The organism is Microbacterium sp. X-17 (genome assembly GCF_039615055.1).
The window spans coordinates 353,211-377,471 of record NZ_JBDHNI010000006.1; the positions used below are offsets into that span (position 1 = coordinate 353,211).

The window sequence follows — 24,261 nt, forward strand, 5'->3', positions numbered from 1 at the left end:
TCTTGGATGATCGGTCCATACCTGCAACGAAGGTCGTTGACCCCGGTTACGCATCGTTTGTCCATGCAAACGGAGCATTCCGAACAGCGACGCATATCTCGGATGGACTTCCAGAACGGGTGGCCTTTTGCGCATCTCCATCCGTGAATCGCGTCGCCGGCGGCAAGGACAGCGTCTGCTTCGAGTCCGTGATTCAATCTCGGGTCCCATAAGTGTGCCCACTCAGGGTACGCATGAGCGATATCCGTCACGCCTTTGACGAAGACGGTTCGGGCGCAGGTGCGACAGCGTCTCACGTCGGCCACAGCCTCTTGGTAGGTCGCAAGGTATTGGTGTCCAAGCTCGCAAGCCCACCTTGCACGCCATGTAAGTCCGGGTCCGACAAGATAGGCAGGGAATCCATTCGCCTCTTCGTCCCAGAATGGTGAAATCGACGGCTGCGTGAGTTCAACATCATTGACTCCGGGCATCGTCTCGCGTCCGCTGCAGTATGGGCACGTTTGAAGATTGACGAGGTTCGCGACTTTCTCGTAGAAGTACGAGTTGCAATCTGGACAGTGCCACCAAAACGATCGTTTTGAGTGGGGCGGAAGTGAGTCCGGGGTAACCGGCGCATAAGGCTCAGGCCACCACATCCGTGCGACTGCTGGAAATAGGAACGAGACGTTGTACATGTCGGTCACGCCTCCGCCTTTGTGGTCGCATTCTGGACAGAGATGCCGTTCGACCTGGGCTCTGACGGTTGCACGATAGGAATGGCCTTCGCCGCATCTCCACCAGTAGCGCTTGGTGGTATCGGTAAGCGACAGTCCGTCCGGCAGAGGGCATCCGTTTTTCAACTTGTCCCACCGCGCGGCATCCAGTGGTGCGAGCTCGTAGATGCTGTTGACGCCTCGACGGCGCACAAAGCCCGCGCAAACTGCGCAACCTTCTTCTCCTCGGAGTCTTGAACTCTCGATCGAGTATGGGGACCTGGCCGTGACATGACCCTTCGAGCAGATAAACCTGAAGAGGCCCCTTCTCCGTTTTCCAGATAGTGCACCAACTGCGTGGAGGAGGTAGAACGCGTCCTTCGAGTTCGCGGGAAGGGAGCGCACGAGTGTTGTGTACCTGCTCAAGGGCTCGAGCGGATAGTTGAACTCCAAAGCTGTCCCCGGGGGTCGAGGATTCCCGAGGAGATCGAGTACAGCCTCGTTGTGGTTAGAAGTCAGTTCTCGACGGGCGACGAACATCGGGTAGAGGAGCAGCCAGATGCAATCAACAGCCGGCTGGCGAATGTCGTACTCAAGCCCGGCAAGCAGTGAGTTGAGCAAGGCATAACACTCGCGAAATGTGAGGCGCGAATCTCTCGCGTAGTCGCGCTGAGCCGTCAGATATTCTCGAAGCAGAGCAACTGTCAGTACGAAGATGTCTTGGGAGTCGTACTGAGGATGACTTGGCTTGAGAAGAAGTTCGGATATTCCCCAAGCGGTCGCAAACACACGCCACGTGAGGTCCGGGTTCTGCATAAGAAGTCGCGATAGCTTCCGGTGTGCCTGGATAGTCGGGCGCCGAGCTGCTGTGCCGATCTCAGCCGGATACAGCCAGACTTTGTGGCGGCGACAGATCAGCGGAAACCACGCGAAGGCGGTACGTGCTCGGTCCGCGACGGCCACGCAGCGGGGACACGGCACCCGGTGAAAAAACATAGCTCTGGCACCAAATCTGTCTTGAAGCGTCAGATACCGGACAGCAGGAGCTTGAGCCGTGGCTTGTGCGCGCGACCATCGACCTGAGGTTAGGAGGTCCAGTGCGCGATCCAGCGATTCGCCGGAGGTCAGCGGCTCGGATGACGCAACGCGAATCGAGCGAGCAACATTGGAGACATGGCCGGGTGGAAGAAAGTTCCGGGCTTCGAGTCTGGTCGCGTAGCTTTCAGCGATTTCGAGGGTGGCCGGCCGAGGTATCCAGGGAAGTTCGCAAACGTTGATTGTTTGTGCCATGCGCCGCTCCTTACGGTCTTCCCTCGTTGGGCGATTTGGCGTCTAGGAACGTCCTGTTCAAGACGTCCGCGGTGATGGTCTCGCTCTGCGGCGACGAGGACGTATGGATCACTTGGGCTGCAGCCCGGCGAAGCAGCTCGTTGACCGCGGAGATCCTCCCGTTGGTGCGGGTGAAGATATGCCGGCTGAGGTCGAGTAGTGTTCCCGGTCGTTGACCGAAGAGTCCGAGTTTCCTCTCGAAGGACGCAAGAGCTCGCTCCCATTCCCCGTTGCCAGCCGCGTCCGCGTTGTAGTCCTCAAGTTCGATCAGCTGAGACCGCGCAAGGACGGGGAATCCGAGATCTCCAAGCATCACAGCAGATTGGCCGGCGTCAGAGCCGGCAAGGATGAACGTGCAGCCATAGGTCTGCTCAATGAGGTCCTTGAGTACCCGCGAAGATTCGATTCCAAGGAATGAGGTCGTCCTAAGGTTCTGGATTTCGTCAACGACGACCAGTCGTGTGCCGTGGGCGACCATGTTGTTGACAACTCTGCTCTGAAGTGATTCAAGGTTTGAGTTGATCTCAGGAAGCCCGATGAACCTGCTTGCCCTTTCGACGAGCGCCTTGGGGGTGATGTGTGCGGGTAGGCAGATATAGACGATGGGGAGCGCATCGGCGAGATCTACGCCGTCGCGTTGGCGGCGATAAGCTGTGTAGAAGAACCGCATCGCTTCAAGGCAGAGAGTGGTCTTTCCCCGAGTGGGGAGACCGTTGATCACGAATCCCGACCGCCCGCGCGCACGTTCCTCGTTGAGGACCGAGGTGAGCAGGAGTTCGCGGTGAAGCCTCACCATGCTTGGCGTAGTGATGGTGAGATCCCGGCCGAGGCGCACGATTCGCTGATGGTTGAAGCGCGCCTTGGTTGTGTCGTCCCATCCTTCGTATTCTTGGATCGGAGGGAGCGCGAACTCCCGGGCGGCCGCGAGGTGCGCATAGAGGCCTTTTCGGAATTCCAGGCGGGTCTGGTCGGCGGCTACCACAGTTCCGGCTCCACGTCGTCTAGATCCGGCTGGATTGGTCCTGGCGTCTTCGGCAATCCCTTCATGCGTGAATCGGAAATCTGCGTCATATCCGCTTGGACCGCGGGCGGAGCGTACGTTGGATCCAGTTTCCGTGCTGCATTGTCGCGAGCGTCGCGACGGTTTCTTGCCTTCACCTGCAGCCTTGCGGCCTTGCCAAGCTCGTGGGCGAGTTCGTGCTGTTCGGCGCGACTGAGCTCTCGGCTTTCCGCCGCCACTCGTCGCACCTCCGCGTCGATCTCGTCGGCGAACGGTCGGTAGAACCGATCGCGGTCCTTCAATGGGGCTGTGATGGGTTCAGCGTCAGGCGGGATGATCCACACCTGGCCGATGTCGGTCGGGTGGTAGTAGATCGGCCAGCTTTTCGTTCCCGTGATCGGCGACAGCTTGAGCCGGAAAGCGTCGAGCTCTGGGGAGTCGTAGACCCGATAGTTCATCTGGATCCCGCTGCGTGAGATCACTCTGTGGGTAACGTTAGCGACGCGAGGGAGGTAACTCGCGGGCACAGACAGGGGCCGCTCGGGGTAGAACCGACGAAGTGCGGCGAGCATCGTGTTGGGCGAATGAGATACCGAGGGTCGTCGGGGGTCTCGGATGCTCGAATGGCGCGTGTTCTGATAGACATGCGCGAACCAAACCTCGAAGAACACGGCCAATTCGAAGACCGTCAGCAGCTCTTCGCCTGGAGTGGGTTCGCCCCGATTGGTGACGTCCTCGGCCAAGTAGCCCGGGAGATATTGGGCGAAGTCGCGTTCGACGGTGAGGAACGCCCGCTCAATGGCCGGCTTGTCGGTGGGCGTACGGGGCCGGGCTTCGGTGTGGTTGATGCCGCAGAGTTTCATCGCGGCGGCAACGTTCCGGGACATGAAGTCAGCGCCGTTGTCGGATGTAATGCCGTGCGGCCTAACAAACGGCAACCGCGCTTCGGGCAGCGTTTCGCCGAAGATGCGGCGCCAAGCGCCAGAAGCGAGCCGCGCCGACAGGTCCTTATCGAGTGGCAAGACGCGTCGCGGCATGCAGGACGCGACGATCATCAGGGCAATGTCGATGCCCTTCATGCTCTGGAGGCGAACGCAGGCCCCGACGATGGAATGGCTGCTCTTGTCGACCATCAGAGCCAACTGAGCAGTTGTCCGGCGGTTGCTGAACCCGTCTAGAACCTCGACATCGAAGCGGCTCGTGTCGATCTGAACCTCGGACCCCGGGACATCGGGGACCGCACGCGCCCGGTTGCTTCTGGTCGGCCGATTCGATTCGCTCTGTCGGCGCTTGAACGTCCAAAACGGATCCGAAGGACCCCCGATCAGTCGAAGGTAGTTGCGGAGGGTCGGATCTGAAGGGAGTTTTTCATCCTCACCCCCAAGTCGATCGAGCTCGTCGCGGATTGTTCCGCGAAAGACGGCGAAGGTGTGGGTGGATTGGTTCGCGAGAAGCTTGCGCGACGACTCGATCGCTTCCCTCAGAATCGGAGACACATTCCGTAGGGGATCTTTAAGCCGAACGCGGTTACGGAGCCCGGCCTCCCCGTAGTCTCGGTAGGCGTACAGGTCCGACTGAAAGGTCCGCTCCTTTATCGGGAAACCGAGAAGTTCGAGTTCCCTCCTCTTCGTAGCCTGGCGCTGCATCATTGGAACATCTGGCTGGTACTCGGGCCGCCGCTCACCTCCGGGTTCAAGGGGTGCCCCGCTGAGGACTTCCTCGAGGTGGGCCGCAAGATTCCACGGCCTGGTTGTCATTGACACTGCAAATGGATCGACGCGATTCATGCGTTCGAACGCAGACTCCGCTTCGTCGTTATGAGCTAGCAGTTCCTCCGACGGGACGTCGTACTCAGCGTCGTCCTCGAGGTCGTGAACGCGTACTACGCCATCGATCTCCAGGATCGGCACGCAGTCATGCCCTTTGAATTCGATGGGCACACCCAGTGTGATGAACGCGTTCATGCCTTGCTCACCCACCACAACCGCGTCTCAGGGCCAATAGTCGCACCGAAGGTGTACCCGACATCGCGCGACCACATCAGAGCGAAAAGCTCGTACTCGCTTACGGATCCTCCGACGTGCTCGAAGAACTTGGCCCACGTCAAGGATGGCTTCACGGTTAGTGTTTGGCGAACGACCTCGCGGACATCTGCTGAGGGCCGGTAGTCGGGCCCGCGGTATTCGGAGAGGCGCCGCACGTTCTGAGCGGGGATACTTTCGCTCTCCCCGCTCATCACGTTGTAGAGCCATCCGATTCGGAAGCAGACTTCGCGAGTCCGCTGGAACTGCTCGGCCGCCGTGTCATCCCGGAGCGCCTCGGGACGCACGTCGACAACGATTCGCGTGCCGTCCGTGGCGAGAGCGAAGAAGTCCGGCACGTGGCGGACCCCATCCGGATGCACCAGGCAAAAAGGTTGTGTCGCGATTGAGCTGATGCTCGCGACGTGATCCAAGAGGCGGAGTGCTGCTGCCTCGGTTTCGGACTCAAACCACAGCCATTGGCCCGTCTGGGCAAAGATGTAGTGCCCGAAGGAACTTGGCTGACCCCGGTACTTGGGGCCGCGACGACACGGAACCGCTAGTTCGAGTGGCGTTCTCAGTGCGTCAGCGGACGCGCGAACTTCATGTGGACGCCCGTAGGCATCGAGCCAGTGAATCGATGGTTCATCGCGCGGAGGCACGTTCCGAAACGTGTCAAAATAGCGCAGTCTTCCGTATGGCATGTTCTCTCGACCTTCCTGCGGCCGGCGGCCGCGATATGGAATGTCGATCGAGTGCCGTGACGTGCGCAAAAAGGATGAGGGAGGAGTTGAAATCGGGGCGTGCCACGTTCCCGGTGTCTGACTCAAACTGCCCGACGCCGGGGGAATACGCTCTCGCTTCACGAAGCGTGCCCATGTCCGGGAGCATAGCCACATCGACGAGCGACTACGGTCGGCGCGCCGCGCGATGGATTGCGATCATCAGTTCAGCGATCGGGGCTGATCGCGGCACGACAGCACAACTTCCGGTCGGGTCCGTCGTCGAACGTCCGCGCCGGCGGACCTTCGGCATCAGGATGAAGGGATAGGCGAACGGCTCTGATTGCGTCTCGTTGAGCCTGCCGGACTCGGCGATGAGACTTACGTCCGGCTGGCAACCAGAGGCCGCGAGCTGTTGGCCATCGTCGAAGCAGCCAACGATCTCCAGTGCTGGGTCCCGAGCGAGCACGATCTGCAGACCTGTCCGATACCGAACATCGGCGTCAATTATCGCCACTCGAATGGTGGGGGCTCGCGTCCGGGTGGCTGCGCCTGATGAGGGCGCAGCTCTGTTTCCGCTCGGCCGTTGTGGATCGTTCATTGGCGCCACGCCCAAGCGGATCGACCGGCCGCGCCAATAACAGCTGCAGCGTCCCCATCTCGCAGCAGTTCCCACCGCGCTCGTTCATCTGTCGCGGAGGCATGACCGAGAAGCCACGTCCACCAGGTCTCTGGGTCCTCGATGCCGTCAGCAAGTTCGCAGAGCACTGCGTCGAGGTTGGGCAGGATCGCGCCGTCGACCACTTGAAGGGCTGGGTAAAATGCTGGGCCGCCGTCGCTGGTCACACGGAACAAGCAACAGCGTTCGACAAGAACCTCCAGCTGTTCGGGCTCGATCCCAAGCTCCCGGAGAATGCCGCCCTCTGTGTAGGCAGGACCCGCTGTCACGGGCGAATCGCCTTCCATGATCCCTCCCGCTTGAGTGTCGGACCGATCTCTGGCAGTGTCTGCACTGGTTAGAATAATAGACGCTTTGCATTCATAAGTCACCCGAAGCAAGCGACGACGGCGCAGAGGGGGCGCATGAATGATCAGTCCTTTGACAGCGAGGACCTTGCGCGACGCGTGAATGACAGCATCAGAGCTGCCATCGGCGATGACCACATCTGGGCCGTCGCCGAGAAGACAGGCCTCGACCCGGACCGGATAGTCGAGATCGTCGGTGGCGACCTACCGGACAGCTTCGAGCTGATCAGCCTTGAACTCGGATATCACCGACCCATTTGGCCCCCAAATTCGGACGAACCGGACTGACCTCTGTCGCCCTCAGGTGCACATCCTCCATCGAATCCAGATTGATGCGGTCGCCTCACGGGTCGGCTCCTCCGGCAACGGCACCTTGCCCGCTAACTTGTACGGTATGCCCCGCCCAATCCGCCCGACCCCGAACGCGGGCGACCCTGACGGCTGGCCGTGGGAAGAGCGCACTGACCCCGTAGCGGAGACTGCGCGTCGGCTTGTCGTGAACATCCGCCAGCGAATGGGCGACTCAAGCATTCGCGCGACGGCGCGGGCGGCAAACATCGACCACAATGTTCTGCGTACGGTGCTTGCGGGCGAATCGTGGCCAGATCTGATCACGATTGCGAAGCTCGAGCAGTCGATTGGCTCGGTTTGGCCGGGAGTGATCGAGTAAAGCTGGCAATCGGGGCGCCCCGCACCTCAAACGCGTGTACTTTCGCGACGCGCGTCAATTTGCTTTTGGATGTCCAGCGCGGTGGCACCAGGCCTCAACCCACCGAGGGCAACGTCCCGTCGACAGCGGCCCCACGCAGTTCCGTCAAGACCTCCAGGACGACGTCCCCCTCGTCGAGCAGGAGGAGGAGACGACCTAACCGGCATCACCAGCGAAGTCGCTAGCGTGTCCGATGAAGGCGGAGACAATTTCTACCTCTCGGACAAAGCGGTGCGTTTCCCTGGATTCGTCGAAGACGAGCCCGTTTACCGCTATCTATGCCATGAGTACCCGGAGGGCCCCGCTACGAAGTCATAGCTCGTCCGGGACAGACGGCGCGCTCGTTCCCCGCAAGCGCTTCGACGTCGAGTCGGACGACGGCTTTGTGGCATGGCGCGACGCGATCGCGGGCCGCGGCACGGGGGACTTTCTGCGCGCCTCGCCAGCCACCGGCAATTCGAGGGTCCTAGCCATCACGGCTGGCCAGCGGTAGACGCTGTCGTCGGAACACCGGGACCATCACAACTGTCGATGTTCTATGTCCGCATGAGGTTGCAGCGGTGCCGCGCTGGAAAGCATTGACCGCAATTCGTCAGCGAGCAGTTCCGGCTCCTCCATCGCGGCGAAATGGCCTCCGCGCGGCATCTCCTTCCAGTGAGCGACATTGAAGAAGTAGTCTGCGAAGACTTTGGTCGGGCGGACGAGATCTTCTGGGAACAGCGAGAACCATGTTGGGGTATCGATGCGGCCGGAGGGCTGGCCGTCGTCGGTAGCCCAGTAGACCCAGAAGCTGGACCCGATCGATTCGGTGAACCAGTAGATGCTGAGGTTTGTGAGGAGGGTGTCGCGATCGAAGCGAGACTCCAGATCGCCCCCGCAGTCGCTCCAGGCGCGGAACTTTTCCAGGATCCAGGCCGCGAGCCCGGCCGGGGAGTCTGAAAGGCCTGGGGCGAGCATCTGAGGTCGGCTGTGCTGCACGTGCCGGTAGGGGCCATCCGACCACTCCCATTCCTCGCCACGCGCTAGATACTCTAGGGCTGCGGGAGGTAGCGGCATCGGGTCGACCTTGAGGAGATAGACGAGGTCGGTGAGGTGTAGGCCGAGAACGGCGTCTGGCGCCGCCCTCGTGACGGCATCGGCGACGGGAGCACCCACATCTCCGCCGTGCACGAAATAGTGCCGGTATCCCAGAATGTCCATCAGTCGCGCCATGAGAACACCGAAGTCGCCGCACGACAACGGACTTGTCGGCTTTTGCGAGAAACCGTAGCCGGGGTAGGAGGGGATCACGAGCGTGTGCTCGTCAAGCAGAGGAGTCAGCCGCTCAAAACGCTGGACTCCGTCCGGCCAACCATGAAGCAGGAGCAAGGTCTTGGAGTCCGCCGACGGTCGTTGGGGCGCATGGATCTCCACGTGAAGCTCAAGACCATCGACGTTGACGACATAGTTCGGACGAGCGTTGAGGCGCTCCTGGAACCCGGCGAAGTCGAATTCGTCCGCCCAGTAGGCGACGATCTCTCGGAGGTAGTCGATGTCGAAGCCGAGTGTCCACCCCTCGTCGACAGTTGCGGCCGGCCAGCGCGTGGTCCGAAGTCTGGACCGCAGATCGGCTATCGCTTCCTCGGCCACCGTGAGCCGGCGTGATCGAATAGTCATGGCGCCACTTCGAAATTCGGTGCTGAACACATGTTCACAACCCTACGACATGGCGCGATTGGTGTCTATCGCGATGCGTAGTCGAAGATTGCTGTTGCGGCAGCGTGGTCGGTGACAAGGTCGGTGATGAGTCCTGCACGAGCGGCGCCGACAATGGCTCGCGCCTTGCGAGCACCTGAGGCCACCGCGAGAACCTGCGGTGTTCGCTTGAGCTGTTCGCGCGTGATGGCAAGCAGCGACTCGTCCGGGGACGCGCAGGGGGAGCCATCCGTCGTGTAGAAATTGGCGGCGACGTCGCCAACCGCGTCGGAGAGCCTGTCGATGGACCGGAACGTCCGTGGAATTGGCTGCTTCGCGGGGTCATCAGTCATTGCCCCGATTCCCACGAGGGCGGCGTCCAGTCGATCCCACAGCGCTAAGCGATCGGCAATGCTCGGCTCCTTCAGCAGGCTGGCGCGGAATCGCAACGATACAGCTGCCGGCACGTGAAGGAACGTGGCCGAAGCCCCGGTGTGGGCGCTGAGCTGGCGAACGATTTCATTTATCTGAAAGCGCGGATCTGCCTCATCGACGCCGCCGATCACCGGTACGAGGTTGACCTGTGAAAGATCGATCTCCGTGCGTGCGTTGCTGATGCGTCGCACGGCATCGCCCCAAGACACCCCCATGACCGACCCCGGTTTCAGGTCAAGGCGCCCTAGCTCGGCAAGGGCGGCGTCCACGAGGTGCTCGCTGGTCTCATCTCGCGCATTTGCCCGGGCTGCCTCTGTGTCGACGATCGTGGTCGAGCGGATGTGAAGGAGATCGGCAAGCTCGACGGAGGAGCTGACGGTGTGGGAAGGCTCGACCAAGCTGACACGCACGATTCCGCGCTCCTTCGCCATGCTCAAAAGTCGCGACACGGTCGAACGAGATACCTGCAAGCGTTCCGCGACATCGAGCTGCGAGAGCTCATCCTCGTAATAAAGCCGAGCTGCCCTGTACATCAGGGCCGCCGAGAAGGTTCCTGCCTGGCGGAGCGGCAACTCTGTCTTGGTCTCGTGATCTTGTCCCACAGGAAGAAGTATCTCCCTCCCGCGGCCCAATTGAAATCCGTTCAGAACGAAAGTGCTGAAAATTCGTGCTGGACAATTGTGCAGAGTGGGTTTACATTTCATACATGTCCGTCATAGAAGACGCCAAAAGGCAGGCCGTGTTCAACCCGGCGCTGGCATTCGCGGGTCTGAAAAAGGCGTTCGGATCAGTGGTGGCGGTATCCAACGCTGATCTCACGCTGCGAAGCGGGTCCATCCACGCGCTCGTCGGCGAGAACGGCGCCGGAAAGTCCACGATTGTCAAGATCATTGCAGGCCTGTACTCCCGGGACTCCGGGACTTTCGAGCTGGCCGGCTCGACGGTGAACTTCACCTCGACCGCAGAAGCTCGCAGGGCGGGCATCGCAGTCATCTACCAGGAGCCGACGCTGTTTCCAGACCTCTCGGTCGCTGAGAACGTCTTCATGGGACGACAGCCGATGCGGCTCCGCTGGCTCATCGACAAGCGTGCGATGCGTGAAGAGACCATCCGGTTGATCCGGAGGCTTGGCGTCGATCTTGATCCCGACCGTCAAGTGTCCGGCCTGTCGATCGCGGACCAACAAATAGTAGAGATCGCGAAGGCCATCTCCCTTGACGCGGCAGTGCTCGTCATGGACGAGCCCACTGCGGCGCTCAGCGGCGTAGAAGTCGACCGCCTACTCGCTGTTGCTCGCCAACTTCGCGACGAAGGCCGGGCGATCCTGTTCATCTCACACCGGTTTGAGGAGGTGTTCGAGTTGTGCGACACCGTCACTGTGATGCGCGACGGGCACACAATCAGCACGGATGCTATCGGAGACGTGACGGTGGACGAGCTGGTGCGACGGATGGTTGGGCGTGACATCTCGAATCTCTATCCAAAGGTCCCGAGCACGATCGGCAAAGTCATGCTCGAGGTGAATGGACTGAGCCAGCCCGGTGTGTTCCATGACATCAGCTTCGAAGTCCACGCCGGAGAGATCGTGGGACTGGCCGGCCTGGTCGGAGCGGGACGTAGCGAAGTCGCGCGAGCAATCTTCGGCATCGATCCGTATCGTTCCGGGACCGTTGTCTTCGACGGGCGTCCCCTGCCGCGCAACAGCGTCCGGGCAGCTATTCGCGCAGGCATTGCCATGGTCCCAGAGGATCGACGTAATCAGGGACTGGTCATGGACGGGACCGTCCTGGAGAACGCGACCAGTGTCATCCGGCGTGAATTGGCGCGTTTTGGAGTAATGAAGGTCGGGGCCGAGACGCAAGCAGCAGCGGATTGGGCCGGCCGCCTGGAGGTCAAAGCAGCCGCCCTCGACACCGGCGTTGCCAATCTAAGCGGGGGCAATCAGCAGAAAGTGGTCCTCGCCAAATGGCTGGCCACGACTCCGCGGCTGCTCATCATCGATGAACCGACTCGAGGCATCGACGTCGGCACCAAGTCCGAAGTGCATCGGCGCCTCTCCGAGTTGGCATCCCGAGGCATGGCGATCCTGATGATCTCGTCCGAGCTTCCCGAGGTGCTCGGAATGGCCGATCGCGTGCTGGTGCTTTCTGCCGGTCATCTAACTGCAAATCTCCAGCGGGCCGAAGCGACCCCGGAGCGCGTCATGCGCGCTGCGACGAACGCAATCGGGCAATCGGCCTCTGGTACGACTGGAACGGAAGACAAGTGAGCGGCACCGCGCATCGAACCTCAGCTTTCTCACGATTGCGGTCTTCGCGGGAGGCTGCCACAGCGCTGACGCTTGTGGTCCTCCTTGCCGTAACAGTCGCAGTGTCTCCGCATTTCCTGTTCTCGGACGTCGGGCGCGCGAATCTGCTGCAGTCATTCGCCATCCTCGGCATGCTTGCCGTTGGTCAGGCGATGGTCATCATCACCCGGAATGTCGACATCTCCGTCGGCGCCATCGTCGGACTGACTGCATACGTCGCCGGCAAGATCGTCATTGCTCAGCCGCACCTATCCATCGCACTCGTGATCGGGGCCTGTGCGGTCGCTGGTGCCATCCTCGGTCTGGTCAACGGACTGTTGGTGGGCTTTGGCAAGGTGCCAGCACTGGTCATCACCCTCGGCACCATGTACGTCTATCGGGGAGTTCTGCAGTTGTGGACGAGTGGCGGCCAGGTGACCGCATCGAATCTATCTCACGACTTCCTGCAGTTCGGAACCGCGCAGGTCCTCGGTATTCCAGTGCTCTGCTATATAACGTTGATCGTTCTCGTGCTAGGTGCCTTCATCACTACGTCGATGCGATTCGGCCGGGATCTCTACGCGATCGGGTCAGCGCCGGACGCCGCAGTGCTCTACGGATTGCCCACTCGCGCGCGCGTCACCATTGTCTTCGTCATCTCTGGCATGCTCGCCGGCATTGCCGGATGCATGTACGCCGCCCTTTACGGCACGGCGGACGCGTCGGTGGGTACAGGCATGGAGCTGCAGTCGATTGCAGCCGCCGTCGTCGGTGGTGTGGCGGTGTTCGGAGGCAGTGGGAGCATCGTCGGCGCTGGAATCGGAGCTGCCCTCCTAGTAACGCTGAATCAGGCACTGCCGACTCTTGGCGTCAGTAGCTTCTGGCAGCAGGCCGTGGACGGCGCATTGATCGTCGGCGCAGTGACGGTCGACCTCTTCCATCAACGACGGCGCCGACGCCGGCTCTTGAGCAAGGACGTCGTGTCGATTCGTCAAGTAAAGAAGGAGATGGCCGCATGAACGCCTCGTCCGACGCGACAATCCGCCGACAGCGCCAATACGCCCTTCACGAACGCACGGGATGGCGACGCCTGGCGACTTACGAATCAGTACTCGTGCTGGTCTTGATCGCGTTCTTCCTCGTCGCCGCGCTAACCGTCCCCTACTTCGACAGTCGTCTCACGACCATCTACTTGTTGCAGGACGCGACGCCGGTGCTCATCGTCGCGCTGCCGATGACCATGGTCATCATTCTCGGCGAGATCGACCTATCGGTCGCCAGTGTCGCGGGCCTATCGAGCGTGGTCTGCGGCGAACTGTTCCACAGCGGATGGAGTTTCCCGCTCGCTGCGCTCGTCGCCCTCCTCGTGGGGATCGCGTGCGGCCTCTTCAACGGCTTCATGATCGCCTACGTCGGCCTGCCGTCGCTGGCCATGACCATCGCTACCATGGCGCTCTTCCGCGGCATCGCGGTGGGACTGCTCGGCATCAATACCGTGAGCGGATTCCCCGCCGAGTGGACAGGCGAGGCCCAGGGTGCCATCGGAGGTTCGTATGTGCCCAACGTGGCACTACTCCTGATAGTTCTCTCGCTCGTCGCGAGCTTCGTACTCCACAGAATGCTCTTCGGCCGAAACCTCTTCGATATCGGCAGAAGCTCGGAGGCATCGCGCTTCGCAGGAATCAATGCCCGACGCATAAAGCTCGCTACATTCGTCGCGACTGCACTCTTCGCTTCGCTCGCGGGCATGTACGACACGCTGCGATACGACAGCGTCCGAAGCGACAACGACACGGGTCTGGAACTGCTCGTCATCGCCGCTATCGTCCTCGGTGGCGTGTCCATTTTCGGCGGACGCGGCAAGATGCTCGGTGTTATCGCCAGCGTCCTGCTCATCGGCACGGTATCCAGCGCGTTGCGACTCGAGAACGTGAACGCGAACACCATCAACGTCATCATCGGAATCCTCCTGATTGTTTCCGTGATGCTGCCGCGTCTATCGGGTGTTGCGGCACGCCGTTTCCGGCGAAATCGACCCGAGCAACCCGTCGCGACAGATAGTAATCTGCCGCGCTCAAACAAGGAGAGTGCATTTCGATCATGAGAAGGCGCCTGATTTCAACGGCGATTGTCGGGGCCCTCGTGTCTATTAGCTTGGTGGCCTGCTCGGCAAGCAATAGCACTGGCAGCTCGGACAATCAGAACGGCAGTTCCAACAGCAAAGCAATGCGCATCACTGTCATTCCCGACCTCATCGGTACCCCCTACTGGGATGTCAATGCGAAGGGCGCCCAGGACGCCGGCAAAGAGTTCGGTGCCAAAGTCAACATTGCGGGCCCCACCGCCGTGAGTCCGTCGGCGCAGGTTCCGTTCACAAACACAGCTGTCCAGCAGGGCGTGAACGCCATCCTCGTCGGCATCAACGATCCGAACGCGCAAGCCAACTCGCTCGACCAGGCCCGTGCAGCGGGTACAAAAGTCGTCACGTACGACTCCGACGCACCGGGACATCGAGATCTTTTCGTCAACCCCGCTTCTGTGAAGGCGATCGGTGGAGGTCTGATCGATGTCATCGCAAAGCAGATCGGCGAGTCCGGGCAGATCGCCTTCCTTTCGGGAGCGCCGACCCAGCCGACGCAGAACCAGTGGCTGGCCGCAATGCACAACGCTGTGAAGACCAAGTATCCGAACATCCAGGTCGTCACCACCATCTACGCCAATGGCGACAACCAGACGGCGACGACAAACGTCGCGGCGCTCCTCACCAAATATCCCGATCTGAAAGGAATTGTCGCCCCCGATTCTCTGGGATTCCCCGCCGCCGCCAAATACGTCGAGGCCAACGGGTTCAAGGGCAAGGTGGCCGTAACCGGGCTTGCACTGCCGAGCGTGATGAAGGCATATATCGACGATGGAACTGTCCAGGCCGGAGCGCTGTGGAACGACCCCGACTTGGGGTATCTCGGCGCGTACGCAGCCAAGGCTCTGGTAGACGGCACGATCTCCGGCAAGAAGGGCGACACCTTTACCGCCGGAAAGCTCGGCAAGTTCACCGTCTTGGACGGCGGGGAAGTCGATCTGGGCCCGCTGCTCGTCTACGACAAGTCGAACATCGACAAGTACGACTTCTAACCGCTTGTGTCAGCGGGAACGGGCGGAATGCTGTCCGTTCGTTCCCGCTGCACGACATCGATGTGGGCCAGCCGGCGCGCAAGCAATCGAGATTCAGAAAACGGACAAATCATGACTACCATTCCCGCTGCGGAGTCGCGCTCGGATCGGCCCCGGCGCCAAAGCGAAAACCGTTCGCCGCGAACTCTTCATGGCACGATCGACAATCGCGAGGTTGTCTCTTCTGGAAGCAACATCTTCGAACGACACGCACCTGCCGACGGATTTCTGGCCAGCTACGTTCCCAGCAGTTCACCGTCCGAGATCGCAGGTGCGATCCGTTCAGCACGAACCGCATTTGATACAGGCCGCTGGCCTGACATGCCCGCGGACGCGCGAGCACAGCTGCTACGGCGTCTCGCCGATCTCATCGATCGTGACCGGGAGCTGCTTGCAGCGCTAGACGCAGAGGAGGTCGGCGCTCCTATCACCAGTGTCGAGGCGGACATCGCGCTGGCCGCGGAGCTGTGCCGGTACGCGGCCGGACTCGGAATGAGCTCCCATGGTGACCTGGTCACCAATCTCGGTCCCAGCTACACAGGACTGATCGTGCGTCAGCCGGTGGGCGTTGTCGGCTTGATCATCCCGTGGAACTTCCCGCTGCTGATCATCTGCCAGAAACTGCCCTTCGCGCTCGCGGCCGGATGTACGGCCGTGATCAAGCCCTCGGAGTTCACCAGTTCCAGCGCGGTACATTTCATGAGCCTCGTCGCCGAAGCGGGATTCCCCGAAGGAACAGTCAACCTCGTGCTCGGCCGTGGAGACGTAGGCGAGGCTCTTACGGCCAGCCCCGAGATCGACCTCGTCTCGTTCACAGGGTCGACGCGAACCGGACGCAGGGTCAAGCAAGTCGCCGCTGTAACGAACAAGCGTCTGCATCTGGAGCTCGGAGGTAAGGCAGCAACGATCGTGTTCGGCGACGCGGACCTCGAGTCGGCCGTGAACGGGATCGTGCACGGCGCAACCTTCAACAACGGCGAGTGCTGTGTGGCCCAGTCCAGGCTCCTGGTGCACGAGAGTGTGCGCGAAGAGCTGCTTGCCGGCCTCGCTGAGCGATTCGCCGCTCTTTGCACCGGGGATCCATTCGACCGCGACACACAGGTCGGGCCTCTGATTCACGAGCAGCACCTCGAGCGAGCACTCTCGTTCGTCGCCGACGCGCCCACCGTGCTCGTCGGGGGCAAGAAGCTCACCGGCGACCGCTACAGTGCCGGGCACTTCCTCGCTCCCACAATCCTGGCCGACATCGAGCCCAAGCACGCCTCCTTCCGCGAGGAGATCTTCGCGCCGGTACTGACGGCGACCACGTTCAAGACCGCGGAGGAGGCAGTCGCTCTCGCGAACTCCGTGGACTACGGCCTTTCGAACAGCGTGTGGTCGAAGAACATCGACACTGCGCTAGGCCTGGCACAGCGCCTTCAAAGCGGCATGGTCTTCGTCAACACCTCCATCGATGTCCAGAAGAACATGCCCTTTGGCGGAGTCAAAGCCAGCGGCGTGGGACGTGAGATGGGACAGGCCGGCTTCGACGAATTCACCGAACTCAAGACGATCGCGATCCGAACAAGATTCGCCGTCTGATTGCCGCTGCTCGATTTCAGAAAGATTCGCATGAGATACCTACCATCGGGGGTTATTCCCGCATGCCTGCTTCCGTTCCAAGTCGACTATTCGATCGACGAAGCGGAGCTTCGACGACACCTTCAAGACCTAATCTCCACCCGAGGCGTTACGGCGATCACCACGGTGGCGCACGCCTCGGAAGTGGCGTCGCTATCTGACACCGAGCAGATCGAATTGCTCGACATCACGGTCGACGAAGCGGCGGGCCGTCTGCCTGTGATCGCCGGCGTCTATGACACGTCCAACCGGGGAGCAGCTCATCGAGCGCAGATCGCAGCGAAACATGGCGCCTCGGCAGTGTTGGCCTTCCCCTCGGCCGCTTGGGACATGGGCCACGATCAGAAGCCCGAAATTGCGTTCAACTACATCCGCGATGTGGCCGAGGCGAGCGAGCTACCGGTGATCGTCTTCGTCTACCCCAAGCAGTCCGGGTTGCACATTTCCACGCCGAACCTGATGCGTATCTGTGCCGAGATCGACAACGTCGTTGCAATCAAAGACTGGTCCAACGACATCGTCACCTACGAAGACAACTTCCGATCCCTCAAGGCGCTGGAAAAGGACGTGCGCATCCTGAGCAGCTTCAGCTTGTCACTACTCCCCACGCTGGCGATCGGAGCAGACGGGATCCTGTCGGGCCACGGCTCGATGGTAGCCACTCTGCATGTGGCGCTCTTCGAAGCAATGGAAGCAGGGAATCTGCCCGCAGCGCGTGAAATTGCCGCCGCCCTGCATCCGCTCACCCGGAGCATTTACGCGCCGCCTTTCCTCGACGGTCACAACCGAATGAAGAACGCGCTCCAACTGTCCGGCCGGCTTCAGCGCGCCGTCGTCCGGCCGCCGCTCGAACCGATCGACGAACCCGAACGCGCCCGTATTGCAGACGTGCTCGCGCGCGTCGGCCTGATCTCACCCCCATCCGACCTGGAGACATCTCATGCCTAATTTCCCTGCCCGCGCGACGCACGCTGCGCCCATCCTCATGGCCGCGTTCGACCATGCCGCCGAATTCCACGAGGCAGCGTCGGGCGGCCTCAGCGAGCCCGGCCAGTCTGTCGCACAGACGACGCGTGCCAAAGAGCTCGTCTTCGAGGGGATTCGGCAGGCGGTGGACGCCGGCGTTCCTCGGGAACACGCAGCGGTGCTCCTTGACGACAAGTACGCACAAGGTCTCATGTCCCGTGCCCGCGAGGCTGGCATTGCATTCTCGATCCCTGTTGACAGCCCCACCGGTCACGTCGTGCTACAGCCCGGCTGGCAAGACATTCTGCTGCGGAATCAGCCGGACTGGGCCAAACCGCTGCTCTTCCTGAATGTCGAGGGCGATGCGATTGACAATCACCGGCAGCTCGAGAGCACACTTGTCCTGCAGCGATGGTTGCAAGAACACGGCGGCCAGCTCCTCGTCGAGATTCTGATCCCGCCGGAGCCGGCTCAGCTGGACCGCGTCGGAGGAGACTTGAGCCGTTATCGACTGGAGCTCATCCCCGACCTCGTAGTGGCCGCCATGGAGTCGGTGCAGCAGGCGGGAATCCGGCCGAACCTGTGGAAGGTCGAGGCAGCTGCATCGGTCGACGGAGCCCGAAAAATCGGCCAGGCCGCGGTCGCCAGCGGAGTCGACTGCTTGATCTTAGGCAGCGGTGAATCGCTGGAGACCGTCGGCGACTGGCTTGCCGTGGGCAAGACCATTCCGGGCTATCGAGGCTTCGCCGTCGGGCGCACGATCTGGCAGGAGCCGGTCGAGACCTGGGCACATGACAAGGACGACGAACAGCTCCGCTCCGAAGTTGCACGCCGTTACACCTACCTCGCCACCGCCTTCACCCGCGAAACCGAGGACATGAGCGCCCACGTTCAGGAGCCGGCGTGACATCGAACACTGTGCCAGCCGAGTCGTTTCCCGTGCTGGGCTGGCCTGACCTCCATGTCGGCCGCACCTTTCGCACGCGCGGCCGTACTATCACCGAAGCCGATGTCACGATGTTCGCGGCGACGACAGGGGACTTCTCGCAAATCCATGTGAACCGCGTCGCGGCTGCTGACAGCGTCTTCGGTCAGCCCGTCGCCCATGGCCTTCTCGTCCTCTCCTACGCACATGGACTCATGCTCGGCTCAGGGGTGTTCGAGGGCCAAGCGTTAGCGTTTCTGGGTATCGACGAATGGGTGTTCCGGAAGCCGGTTTTTCTCGGCGACACCATCGCAGTCGATTTTCGTGTGGCGGAACTCCGGCCGAGCACGAGCAAGCCCGATCGCGGAATCGTGCGTTTCGACGTCGCGGTCGTCAACGGCGACGGCGAGATCGTCCAGCAAGGAATCAAGTCCCTGATGTTCGCGATCGTTCCGGAGGAGACTCATGGCCGGGGTTGACGTCTACGAGGGAATTCGGATACTCGACTTCACACAGCTTGAACAAGGGCCGTCGGGCACTCAAGTGCTCGCCGACTTCGGTGCCGAGGTAATCAAGGTCGAACGAGTCGATGTCGGCGAAATCGGACGTTCAGGACGAATGCGGATGCCCACAGGCTGGACCCCGCATTGGGCCGCGAACAATCGGAACAAGAAGAGCCTTTCGCTCGACCTCAAGAACCCACAGGCGATGAACCTCGTCCGCTCGCTCGTGCGCCAGGTCGACATCGTGGCCAGCAACTTCAGGCCCGGAGTAATGGAGCGCCTGGGCCTCGGCCACGAGGAACTCAGACAGATCAACCCGCGAATCATCTCGGCATATGCGTCTGGATACGGTCGTACAGGGCCGTATCGGGCACGACGCGGACAGGATCTCGCCGCGCAGGCGATCGGTGGCGTGATGGCAATGTCAGGAACCCCGGACAGACCATCGCCGGTCGGCACATATGCCATCGACTATCTGGCGGCGATGCACTTCGCGCAGGGCATGATGCTTGCTCTTGCGGCACGAGAGCGCACAGGGTGTGGGCAGGTCGTCGACACAAGTCTGTTGAACTCCGCCGTGGCGCTGCATTTGCAGGAAGGCACCGAATACTTGAATGACGGAGTCGTGCCGCACCGTGCGCCGCTCGGCATCGCCCATCCGGGCGCGTCGGCCCTGTATGGGCAGTACCGGGCGGCGGATGGCAAGTGGCTGGTCCTCATCGCCGAATACTTCATCGACCAGCCGTGGGATCGAGTGTGTGCCGCCCTTGAGCTCGACGAGAGTATCCGACTGGACGACCGCTTCACCGACGACGCCGCGCGCGCCAGCAACACTGAAGCTTGCCAGCGGGCCATCCAGGATGGCATCGAGAAGTTCGACCGAGAAGAAGCAATAGCGCGATTCGAGGCCGAAGACGTTCTGGTCGCTCCCGTCCTCGAATATGACGAACTCTTCGTAGACCCCCAGGTCGTGCACAACGGGATGGTGCTCGAGTACCACCACGAGCGGGCGGGTCTGATGCGAATGGTCGGGATGCCGGTTCGGCTCAGCGCCACCCCGGGGCGCCCACGACTTCCTCCGCCGACGGTCGGCGAACACAACGAACAGCTCTTGACCGAACTCGGCCTCACGGAGGCGCAGATCGCTGCTCTCCAGGCAGAGGGGGCGGTTGGGGCAGAGAACGTCCGGCGATTGTCGGGACAGGGAGATTCATGGTGAGTGCCGCGAGCCTTATGGACGCCCCGAGCGTTCTGGTGACGGGTGGTAATGGCGGACTTGGGCGTGCCATATGCCGTCTGGTAGTTGAACGTGGCGGTGAAGTCGCGATCGGCTGCAGGCTAGAAGAGCAGGATGAGTGCCGCGACTTTGCGGCATCTCTCGGATCTCGTGCCATGGTTGTGGTCGGGGACATCACCGACCCCAGCGATGTCGAACGGATGGTCCAGGAGGTGCTGGAGCGTCTACCGCACCTGTCAGGTCTGGTCAACAACGCAGGCGTTCTCGGGCCCGTCAGCCAGATCACGGATGTCGACGTGCCCGATTGGCGCACCGTCCTGGACACCAACCTGACCGGAACCTTCTTGATGAGCCGAGCGCTGATCGGTCACCTGCGCACCCGAACCGGCGCGGCGATCGTAAACATGTCCTCGCAACTCGCCTACATCGGCGCACCAGACCTGGTTGCTTACTGCACGTCGAAGGCCGGCCTTCTGGGGTTCACGCGAGCATTGGCTCACGACCTTGCAGGCCAGGTGAGGGTGAACGCGGTGGCCCCTGGTCCGATCGACACGAGTCTGCACCAAGGCGTCGAAGACACTACGTGGCTGGACAAAAAGTTGGAACGGGTTGTGATGCACCGATTCGGCACCCCGGCCGAGGTTGCCACAGTGGTTTGGTTCCTATTAACAAATGAAAGTTCCTACATGACTGGACAGACGATCGCCCCGAACGGTGGAGGAGCGTTCCTATGACTCAACAATCTGAAACCGAAGGTCGGGCGAGCGCCTTGGCGCGGCTGGATGAGCCGTTCGACCTTGTCGTGATCGGCGCAGGCGTCAACGGCGCTGCGACCGCGTGGGACGCCTCGCTGCGCGGCATCCGCACTCTACTGATCGAGCAGGACGACTACGGCTCGGGCACCTCGGCTTGGTCGAGCCGCTTCATCCATGGAGGCCTCAAATATCTCGACAAGCTCGAGTTCGGCCTGGTGCGCGAGGCGCTCCGCGAACGCGAGTGGTTGCTCCAGACTGCCGGTCACTTGGTCGTGCCGATGCGTTACGATATGCCGTTTTATCGGCGCTCCTCAACGCCGCCGGCACTAATCGGCATGGGAATGGTCCTCTATGACGTGTTGTCTTATGACAAGAGCGTTCCGCGCTTCACCGTCATGAGCAAGAAGAAGATTCTCCAACGTCTGCCCGGCCTGAATCCGGAAGGCCTACTCGGGGGCGTGTCGTACTACGACGCCCAGGCCGTGCACGCGGAACGCCTCACGGTCGAGGTGGTGCTCGCAGCGGCTAAGGCCGGATGTGTGACCTTGAACCACTGCGCCGCCGGTGCACTCGAGGTCGAGGACGGTCGAGTCAAAGCTCTCATGGTGACAGACCGGCTAACGGGCGTCGCCTATCGAGTCGAAACCACAGCCATTGTCAATGCGGCTGGGCCGTGGGTCGATCAGGTGTTGGAGGACATGTTTGGCGGCCGACCCGGCGAGGTGCCTCCGAGAGCCATCGGTGGAACGAAAGGATCACACCTATTCGTCGACCACTTCCCCGGCGCCCCTTCCGACGTGGTGGTGCGCGAGGCCGGTACCGACGGCCGGCTGGTGTTCGTCGCGCCTTTCCAGGGGCGTTACATGATCGGCAGCACTGACCTGCGTTTTGAAGGTGACCCGGTCGAAGCGCGAGCGGACGATGAGGAATACGCGTATCTTCTTCGGGAGGCCAATCGGATGTTCCCTTCCGCAAATCTTACCGCCCAAGACGTGCTATTTCACTATACGGGCGTGCGACCGCTTCCCTACAGCCCTGACAAGCCGGTCGAGGAAATCACACGTCGACACTTGCTCGTCGATCATTCCGCGAACGCCCGCGGGTTGTATTCGATCGTCGGAGGGAAGCTCACGACCTTCCGCGCGACGGGCGCGGATGTCGCCGATCATGTCGCAGCACTGCTTGACGTAAAGCGTCCGTCCACGAGTCGCACGGCTATGCTGCCCGGAACTCGCTCGGCAGCCTCGGGCGCGACGGTCAGCGCCTCGAATCTGCTGTCCCGCCATTCGTCCCAACGAATCAATCAGCTATATGGTCGCCAGGCGATAGAGGTGCTCGGATACGCCAAGCGCTCGGGCGCTCTGGATGTGCTGGACGTGCAGTCCGGAGCGATCAGAGGGGAGATCGGATGGGCCGTCGAACATGAGGGGGCGGCCACACTGACCGATGTGCTTGCTCGCAGACTGATGCTGAGCCTTTCGCCTGATCTCGGGCAATCGCTGACAGAAGCCGTCGCCCACGAGTGCGCCCGGCTGCTGGGTTGGACTGGTGCACGTCGCGCGGCCGAGCTCACCGCTTATGCAGCGTTCCAGGATCGACTCCGGAATCCCCGAGTCGCCGAACATGGCGTGGGAGTGTAGATGCTTCTGGGGATTGACATCGGCCTGACATCATCCAAGGCCGTTGTATTCGACAACGCCGGTGTTGTTATATCCACTGCCGCGCGGCCCACTCGTAACGTGGCGCCCAGGCCAGGCTGGTCCGAACGCCAGCCCGACGAGTTCTGGCTTGACCTGGCCGGCATTATCCGCGACGCAGTCGCGGCGCATGCCGATCAGATCGAAGGCGTCGCGGTCGCAGCTCACGGGGACGGCCTTTGGCTGGTCGACGACAAACTGCGTGCGGTGCGACCGGGGATCACCTCCCTCGATGCTCGAGCCGGGTTTCAGGCGAATCTCATCCAGCGCGAGCTGGGTGTGAGCGGGCTGGTCAGACTGGGCAAACTGCCGTGGGCATCTCATCCCTCTGCGCTACTGCGATGGTTGCAGGAGCACGAGCCCGCCGTCGTCCAACGCGCCGCATGGGCGTTTTCGGCCAAAGACTTCATCCGGTCATGCCTTACCGGCGTACCCGCTTCCGACTTGACGGACGCAGGCGCTGCTTTCACCGACATTGCCCGGCAGACGGTGTCAACGGAGGTTCTTGAGCTGCAGGGGCTAGGCGGACTGGATCGTCTGGTTCCTCCTGTCCTGCTCCCCGACGAAATCGCGGGCGTCGTCACCGCCGCGGCGGCTGCCGCGACCGGCCTTCGTGAGGGGACGCCCGTCGTCGCCGGTTTGCATGACACTGCTGCGGCCGCGTTGGGCTGCGGGGCCGCGAGTCCTGGTGATGTGAGTTTGCTCAGCGGCACTTTCAGCGTCAACCAACAGGTCGTTGACAGCCCGGACACCAGCCCCGACTGGGTCCTCAATTCGTTCGTGCACCGCGGCCAGTGGGTCCGCGACTCTTCATCGCCTGCATCGACCGCCAACCTTGATTGGTTCATCCGCGAGATCTGTCCTGACATCGAACCCGCGGTGCGGCGGAGCACGGGTACCCTGCTGACGCATTTCGGACTCACGGAGCCGGACGCAACGACTCGCGCGAACCGTCCGTACTTTCTGCCCCAGATGAACGGCAGCCTTAATGACTCACGTCACTCGGGCGGATTCATCGGGCTTCGCACCAGCCACACCCGCGCCGACATGCTGTTCAGCGTGGTGGAGAGCCTTGCGTTCAATCACCGCCTTCATTTGTCTCTGATGGGCATTTCGGCGGGGCAAGACGAACCGCCGCTTGTGCATGTCGCAGGTGGGATCAGCCGCAGTGCGTGGTGGCGGCAGATGCTGGCAGATGTCCTCGCTGTCCCCGTATCCACGCCGCGACTTGCCGAAAACGGCGCGTTGGGCGCAGCGATTGTCGCGGGCTCCGGGGTCGGCGTGTTCGGCAGCATCGACGAAGGCGTGACCCGCACTGCAACTCCTGGCCGCGCTCTGCCTCCATCGTCGGAGCGATCGGTGGCCTTTTTCGAGCACCGCTACCAGCGGTACCTGGAGCTGATAGAGGCACTGAACGGATGGTGGAGCGGCGGCCAGGCCTATCCCTGAGGCCCGGCGCTTCGCTCGCGCGCAGCGGTCTGTCGGGAGAGGG

At 61.7% G+C, this 24,261-nt stretch carries 19 protein-coding genes; 14 read left to right on the forward strand and 5 right to left on the reverse strand.

Going from position 1 to position 24,261, the window contains the following annotated elements; all coding sequences use genetic code 11:
- Positions 1–1,992: 1,992 nt before the first annotated feature.
- The 3 genes from ABCS02_RS27900 to ABCS02_RS27910 are packed head-to-tail and all read right to left on the reverse strand — an operon-like array spanning position 1,993 to position 5,941.
- Positions 1,993–3,003 (reverse strand): ATP-binding protein, encoded by a 1,011-nt coding sequence (locus tag ABCS02_RS27900; protein ID WP_345838966.1) that lies wholly within the window; start codon positions 3,001–3,003, stop codon positions 1,993–1,995.
- Positions 2,997–4,985 carry a hypothetical protein gene (locus tag ABCS02_RS27905; protein WP_345838967.1) on the reverse strand — a complete coding sequence of 663 codons (1,989 nt, stop codon included), beginning with the start codon at positions 4,983–4,985 and terminating at the stop codon, positions 2,997–2,999. The genes ABCS02_RS27900 and ABCS02_RS27905 overlap by 7 nt, the downstream gene beginning before the upstream one ends.
- Complete coding sequence (locus ABCS02_RS27910; protein WP_345838968.1) at positions 4,982–5,941, reverse strand: TnsA-like heteromeric transposase endonuclease subunit; 960 nt, start codon at positions 5,939–5,941, stop codon at positions 4,982–4,984. The genes ABCS02_RS27905 and ABCS02_RS27910 overlap by 4 nt, the downstream gene beginning before the upstream one ends.
- A 906-nt stretch (positions 5,942–6,847) precedes the next feature.
- On the opposite strand from ABCS02_RS27910, the gene ABCS02_RS27915 reads away from it, so the two are divergent.
- Both ABCS02_RS27915 and ABCS02_RS27920 read left to right on the forward strand, forming a co-directional pair.
- Positions 6,848–7,078 carry a hypothetical protein gene (locus ABCS02_RS27915; protein WP_345838969.1) on the forward strand — a complete coding sequence of 77 codons (231 nt, stop codon included), beginning with the start codon at positions 6,848–6,850 and terminating at the stop codon, positions 7,076–7,078.
- 208 nt (positions 7,079–7,286) lie between these two features.
- The gene (locus tag ABCS02_RS27920) at positions 7,287–7,460 is read left to right on the forward strand and encodes a hypothetical protein (RefSeq protein ID WP_345838970.1); all 174 of its coding nucleotides are present in this window, start codon (positions 7,287–7,289) and stop codon (positions 7,458–7,460) included.
- Between the two features lie 558 nt (positions 7,461–8,018).
- On the opposite strand, the gene ABCS02_RS27925 is transcribed toward ABCS02_RS27920, so the two are convergent.
- The gene (locus ABCS02_RS27925) at positions 8,019–9,185 is read right to left on the reverse strand and encodes an epoxide hydrolase family protein (RefSeq protein ID WP_345838971.1); all 1,167 of its coding nucleotides are present in this window, start codon (positions 9,183–9,185) and stop codon (positions 8,019–8,021) included.
- 35 nt (positions 9,186–9,220) lie between these two features.
- Complete coding sequence (locus ABCS02_RS27930) at positions 9,221–10,210, reverse strand: sugar-binding domain-containing protein (protein ID WP_345838972.1); 990 nt, start codon at positions 10,208–10,210, stop codon at positions 9,221–9,223.
- Between the two features lie 104 nt (positions 10,211–10,314).
- Between ABCS02_RS27930 and ABCS02_RS27935 the strand changes: the two genes are divergently transcribed.
- The 12 genes from ABCS02_RS27935 (at position 10,315) to ABCS02_RS27990 (ending at position 24,218) form a co-directional block, all read left to right on the forward strand.
- On the forward strand, positions 10,315–11,877 hold the full coding sequence (locus ABCS02_RS27935; RefSeq protein ID WP_345838973.1) for a sugar ABC transporter ATP-binding protein: 1,563 nt from the start codon (positions 10,315–10,317) through the stop codon (positions 11,875–11,877).
- A complete protein-coding gene (locus ABCS02_RS27940; protein WP_345838974.1) occupies positions 11,874–12,914 on the forward strand; it encodes an ABC transporter permease in 1,041 nt (346 codons plus the stop codon). Before ABCS02_RS27935 ends, ABCS02_RS27940 begins: the two co-directional genes overlap by 4 nt.
- On the forward strand, positions 12,911–13,999 hold the full coding sequence (locus ABCS02_RS27945) for an ABC transporter permease (RefSeq protein WP_345838975.1): 1,089 nt from the start codon (positions 12,911–12,913) through the stop codon (positions 13,997–13,999). The genes ABCS02_RS27940 and ABCS02_RS27945 overlap by 4 nt, the downstream gene beginning before the upstream one ends.
- A 122-nt stretch (positions 14,000–14,121) precedes the next feature.
- Positions 14,122–15,027 carry a substrate-binding domain-containing protein gene (locus ABCS02_RS27950; protein ID WP_345838976.1) on the forward strand — a complete coding sequence of 302 codons (906 nt, stop codon included), beginning with the start codon at positions 14,122–14,124 and terminating at the stop codon, positions 15,025–15,027.
- Positions 15,028–15,138: 111 nt separating this feature from the next.
- Entirely contained in the window at positions 15,139–16,647 is a 1,509-nt protein-coding gene (locus tag ABCS02_RS27955) for an aldehyde dehydrogenase family protein (protein ID WP_345838977.1), read from the forward strand.
- Complete coding sequence (locus tag ABCS02_RS27960) at positions 16,648–17,634, forward strand: dihydrodipicolinate synthase family protein (protein ID WP_345838978.1); 987 nt, start codon at positions 16,648–16,650, stop codon at positions 17,632–17,634.
- Positions 17,627–18,559, forward strand: a complete 933-nt coding sequence (locus tag ABCS02_RS27965; protein WP_345838979.1) for a DUF2090 domain-containing protein — start codon at positions 17,627–17,629, stop codon at positions 18,557–18,559. The genes ABCS02_RS27960 and ABCS02_RS27965 overlap by 8 nt, the downstream gene beginning before the upstream one ends.
- A complete protein-coding gene (locus ABCS02_RS27970) occupies positions 18,556–19,056 on the forward strand; it encodes a MaoC/PaaZ C-terminal domain-containing protein (protein ID WP_345838980.1) in 501 nt (166 codons plus the stop codon). The genes ABCS02_RS27965 and ABCS02_RS27970 overlap by 4 nt, the downstream gene beginning before the upstream one ends.
- On the forward strand, positions 19,043–20,299 hold the full coding sequence (locus tag ABCS02_RS27975; RefSeq protein WP_345838981.1) for a CoA transferase: 1,257 nt from the start codon (positions 19,043–19,045) through the stop codon (positions 20,297–20,299). Before ABCS02_RS27970 ends, ABCS02_RS27975 begins: the two co-directional genes overlap by 14 nt.
- Positions 20,293–21,051, forward strand: a complete 759-nt coding sequence (locus ABCS02_RS27980) for an SDR family oxidoreductase (RefSeq protein ID WP_345838982.1) — start codon at positions 20,293–20,295, stop codon at positions 21,049–21,051. Before ABCS02_RS27975 ends, ABCS02_RS27980 begins: the two co-directional genes overlap by 7 nt.
- Positions 21,048–22,712, forward strand: a complete 1,665-nt coding sequence (locus ABCS02_RS27985) for a glycerol-3-phosphate dehydrogenase/oxidase (RefSeq protein ID WP_345838983.1) — start codon at positions 21,048–21,050, stop codon at positions 22,710–22,712. The genes ABCS02_RS27980 and ABCS02_RS27985 overlap by 4 nt, the downstream gene beginning before the upstream one ends.
- On the forward strand, positions 22,713–24,218 hold the full coding sequence (locus tag ABCS02_RS27990) for an FGGY-family carbohydrate kinase (protein ID WP_345838984.1): 1,506 nt from the start codon (positions 22,713–22,715) through the stop codon (positions 24,216–24,218). It abuts the gene before it with no gap.
- Positions 24,219–24,261: the final 43 nt, after the last annotated feature.

What these genes read in the sequence shown, in the direction of transcription:
- ABCS02_RS27905 (WP_345838967.1), bottom strand. Translation starts at nt 4,985, where the DNA reads ATGAACGCGTTCATCACACTGGGTGTGCCCATCGAATTCAAAGGGCAT.
- ABCS02_RS27910 (WP_345838968.1), bottom strand. Translation starts at nt 5,941, where the DNA reads ATGTGGCTATGCTCCCGGACATGGGCACGCTTCGTGAAGCGAGAGCGT.
- ABCS02_RS27915 (WP_345838969.1), top strand. Translation starts at nt 6,848, where the DNA reads ATGAATGATCAGTCCTTTGACAGCGAGGACCTTGCGCGACGCGTGAAT.
- ABCS02_RS27935 (WP_345838973.1), top strand. Translation starts at nt 10,315, where the DNA reads ATGTCCGTCATAGAAGACGCCAAAAGGCAGGCCGTGTTCAACCCGGCG.
- ABCS02_RS27945 (WP_345838975.1), top strand. Translation starts at nt 12,911, where the DNA reads ATGAACGCCTCGTCCGACGCGACAATCCGCCGACAGCGCCAATACGCC.
- ABCS02_RS27950 (WP_345838976.1), top strand. Translation starts at nt 14,122, where the DNA reads ATGCGCATCACTGTCATTCCCGACCTCATCGGTACCCCCTACTGGGAT.
- ABCS02_RS27955 (WP_345838977.1), top strand. Translation starts at nt 15,139, where the DNA reads ATGACTACCATTCCCGCTGCGGAGTCGCGCTCGGATCGGCCCCGGCGC.
- ABCS02_RS27965 (WP_345838979.1), top strand. Translation starts at nt 17,627, where the DNA reads ATGCCTAATTTCCCTGCCCGCGCGACGCACGCTGCGCCCATCCTCATG.
- ABCS02_RS27975 (WP_345838981.1), top strand. Translation starts at nt 19,043, where the DNA reads ATGGCCGGGGTTGACGTCTACGAGGGAATTCGGATACTCGACTTCACA.
- ABCS02_RS27980 (WP_345838982.1), top strand. Translation starts at nt 20,293, where the DNA reads ATGGTGAGTGCCGCGAGCCTTATGGACGCCCCGAGCGTTCTGGTGACG.
- ABCS02_RS27985 (WP_345838983.1), top strand. Translation starts at nt 21,048, where the DNA reads ATGACTCAACAATCTGAAACCGAAGGTCGGGCGAGCGCCTTGGCGCGG.
- ABCS02_RS27990 (WP_345838984.1), top strand. Translation starts at nt 22,713, where the DNA reads ATGCTTCTGGGGATTGACATCGGCCTGACATCATCCAAGGCCGTTGTA.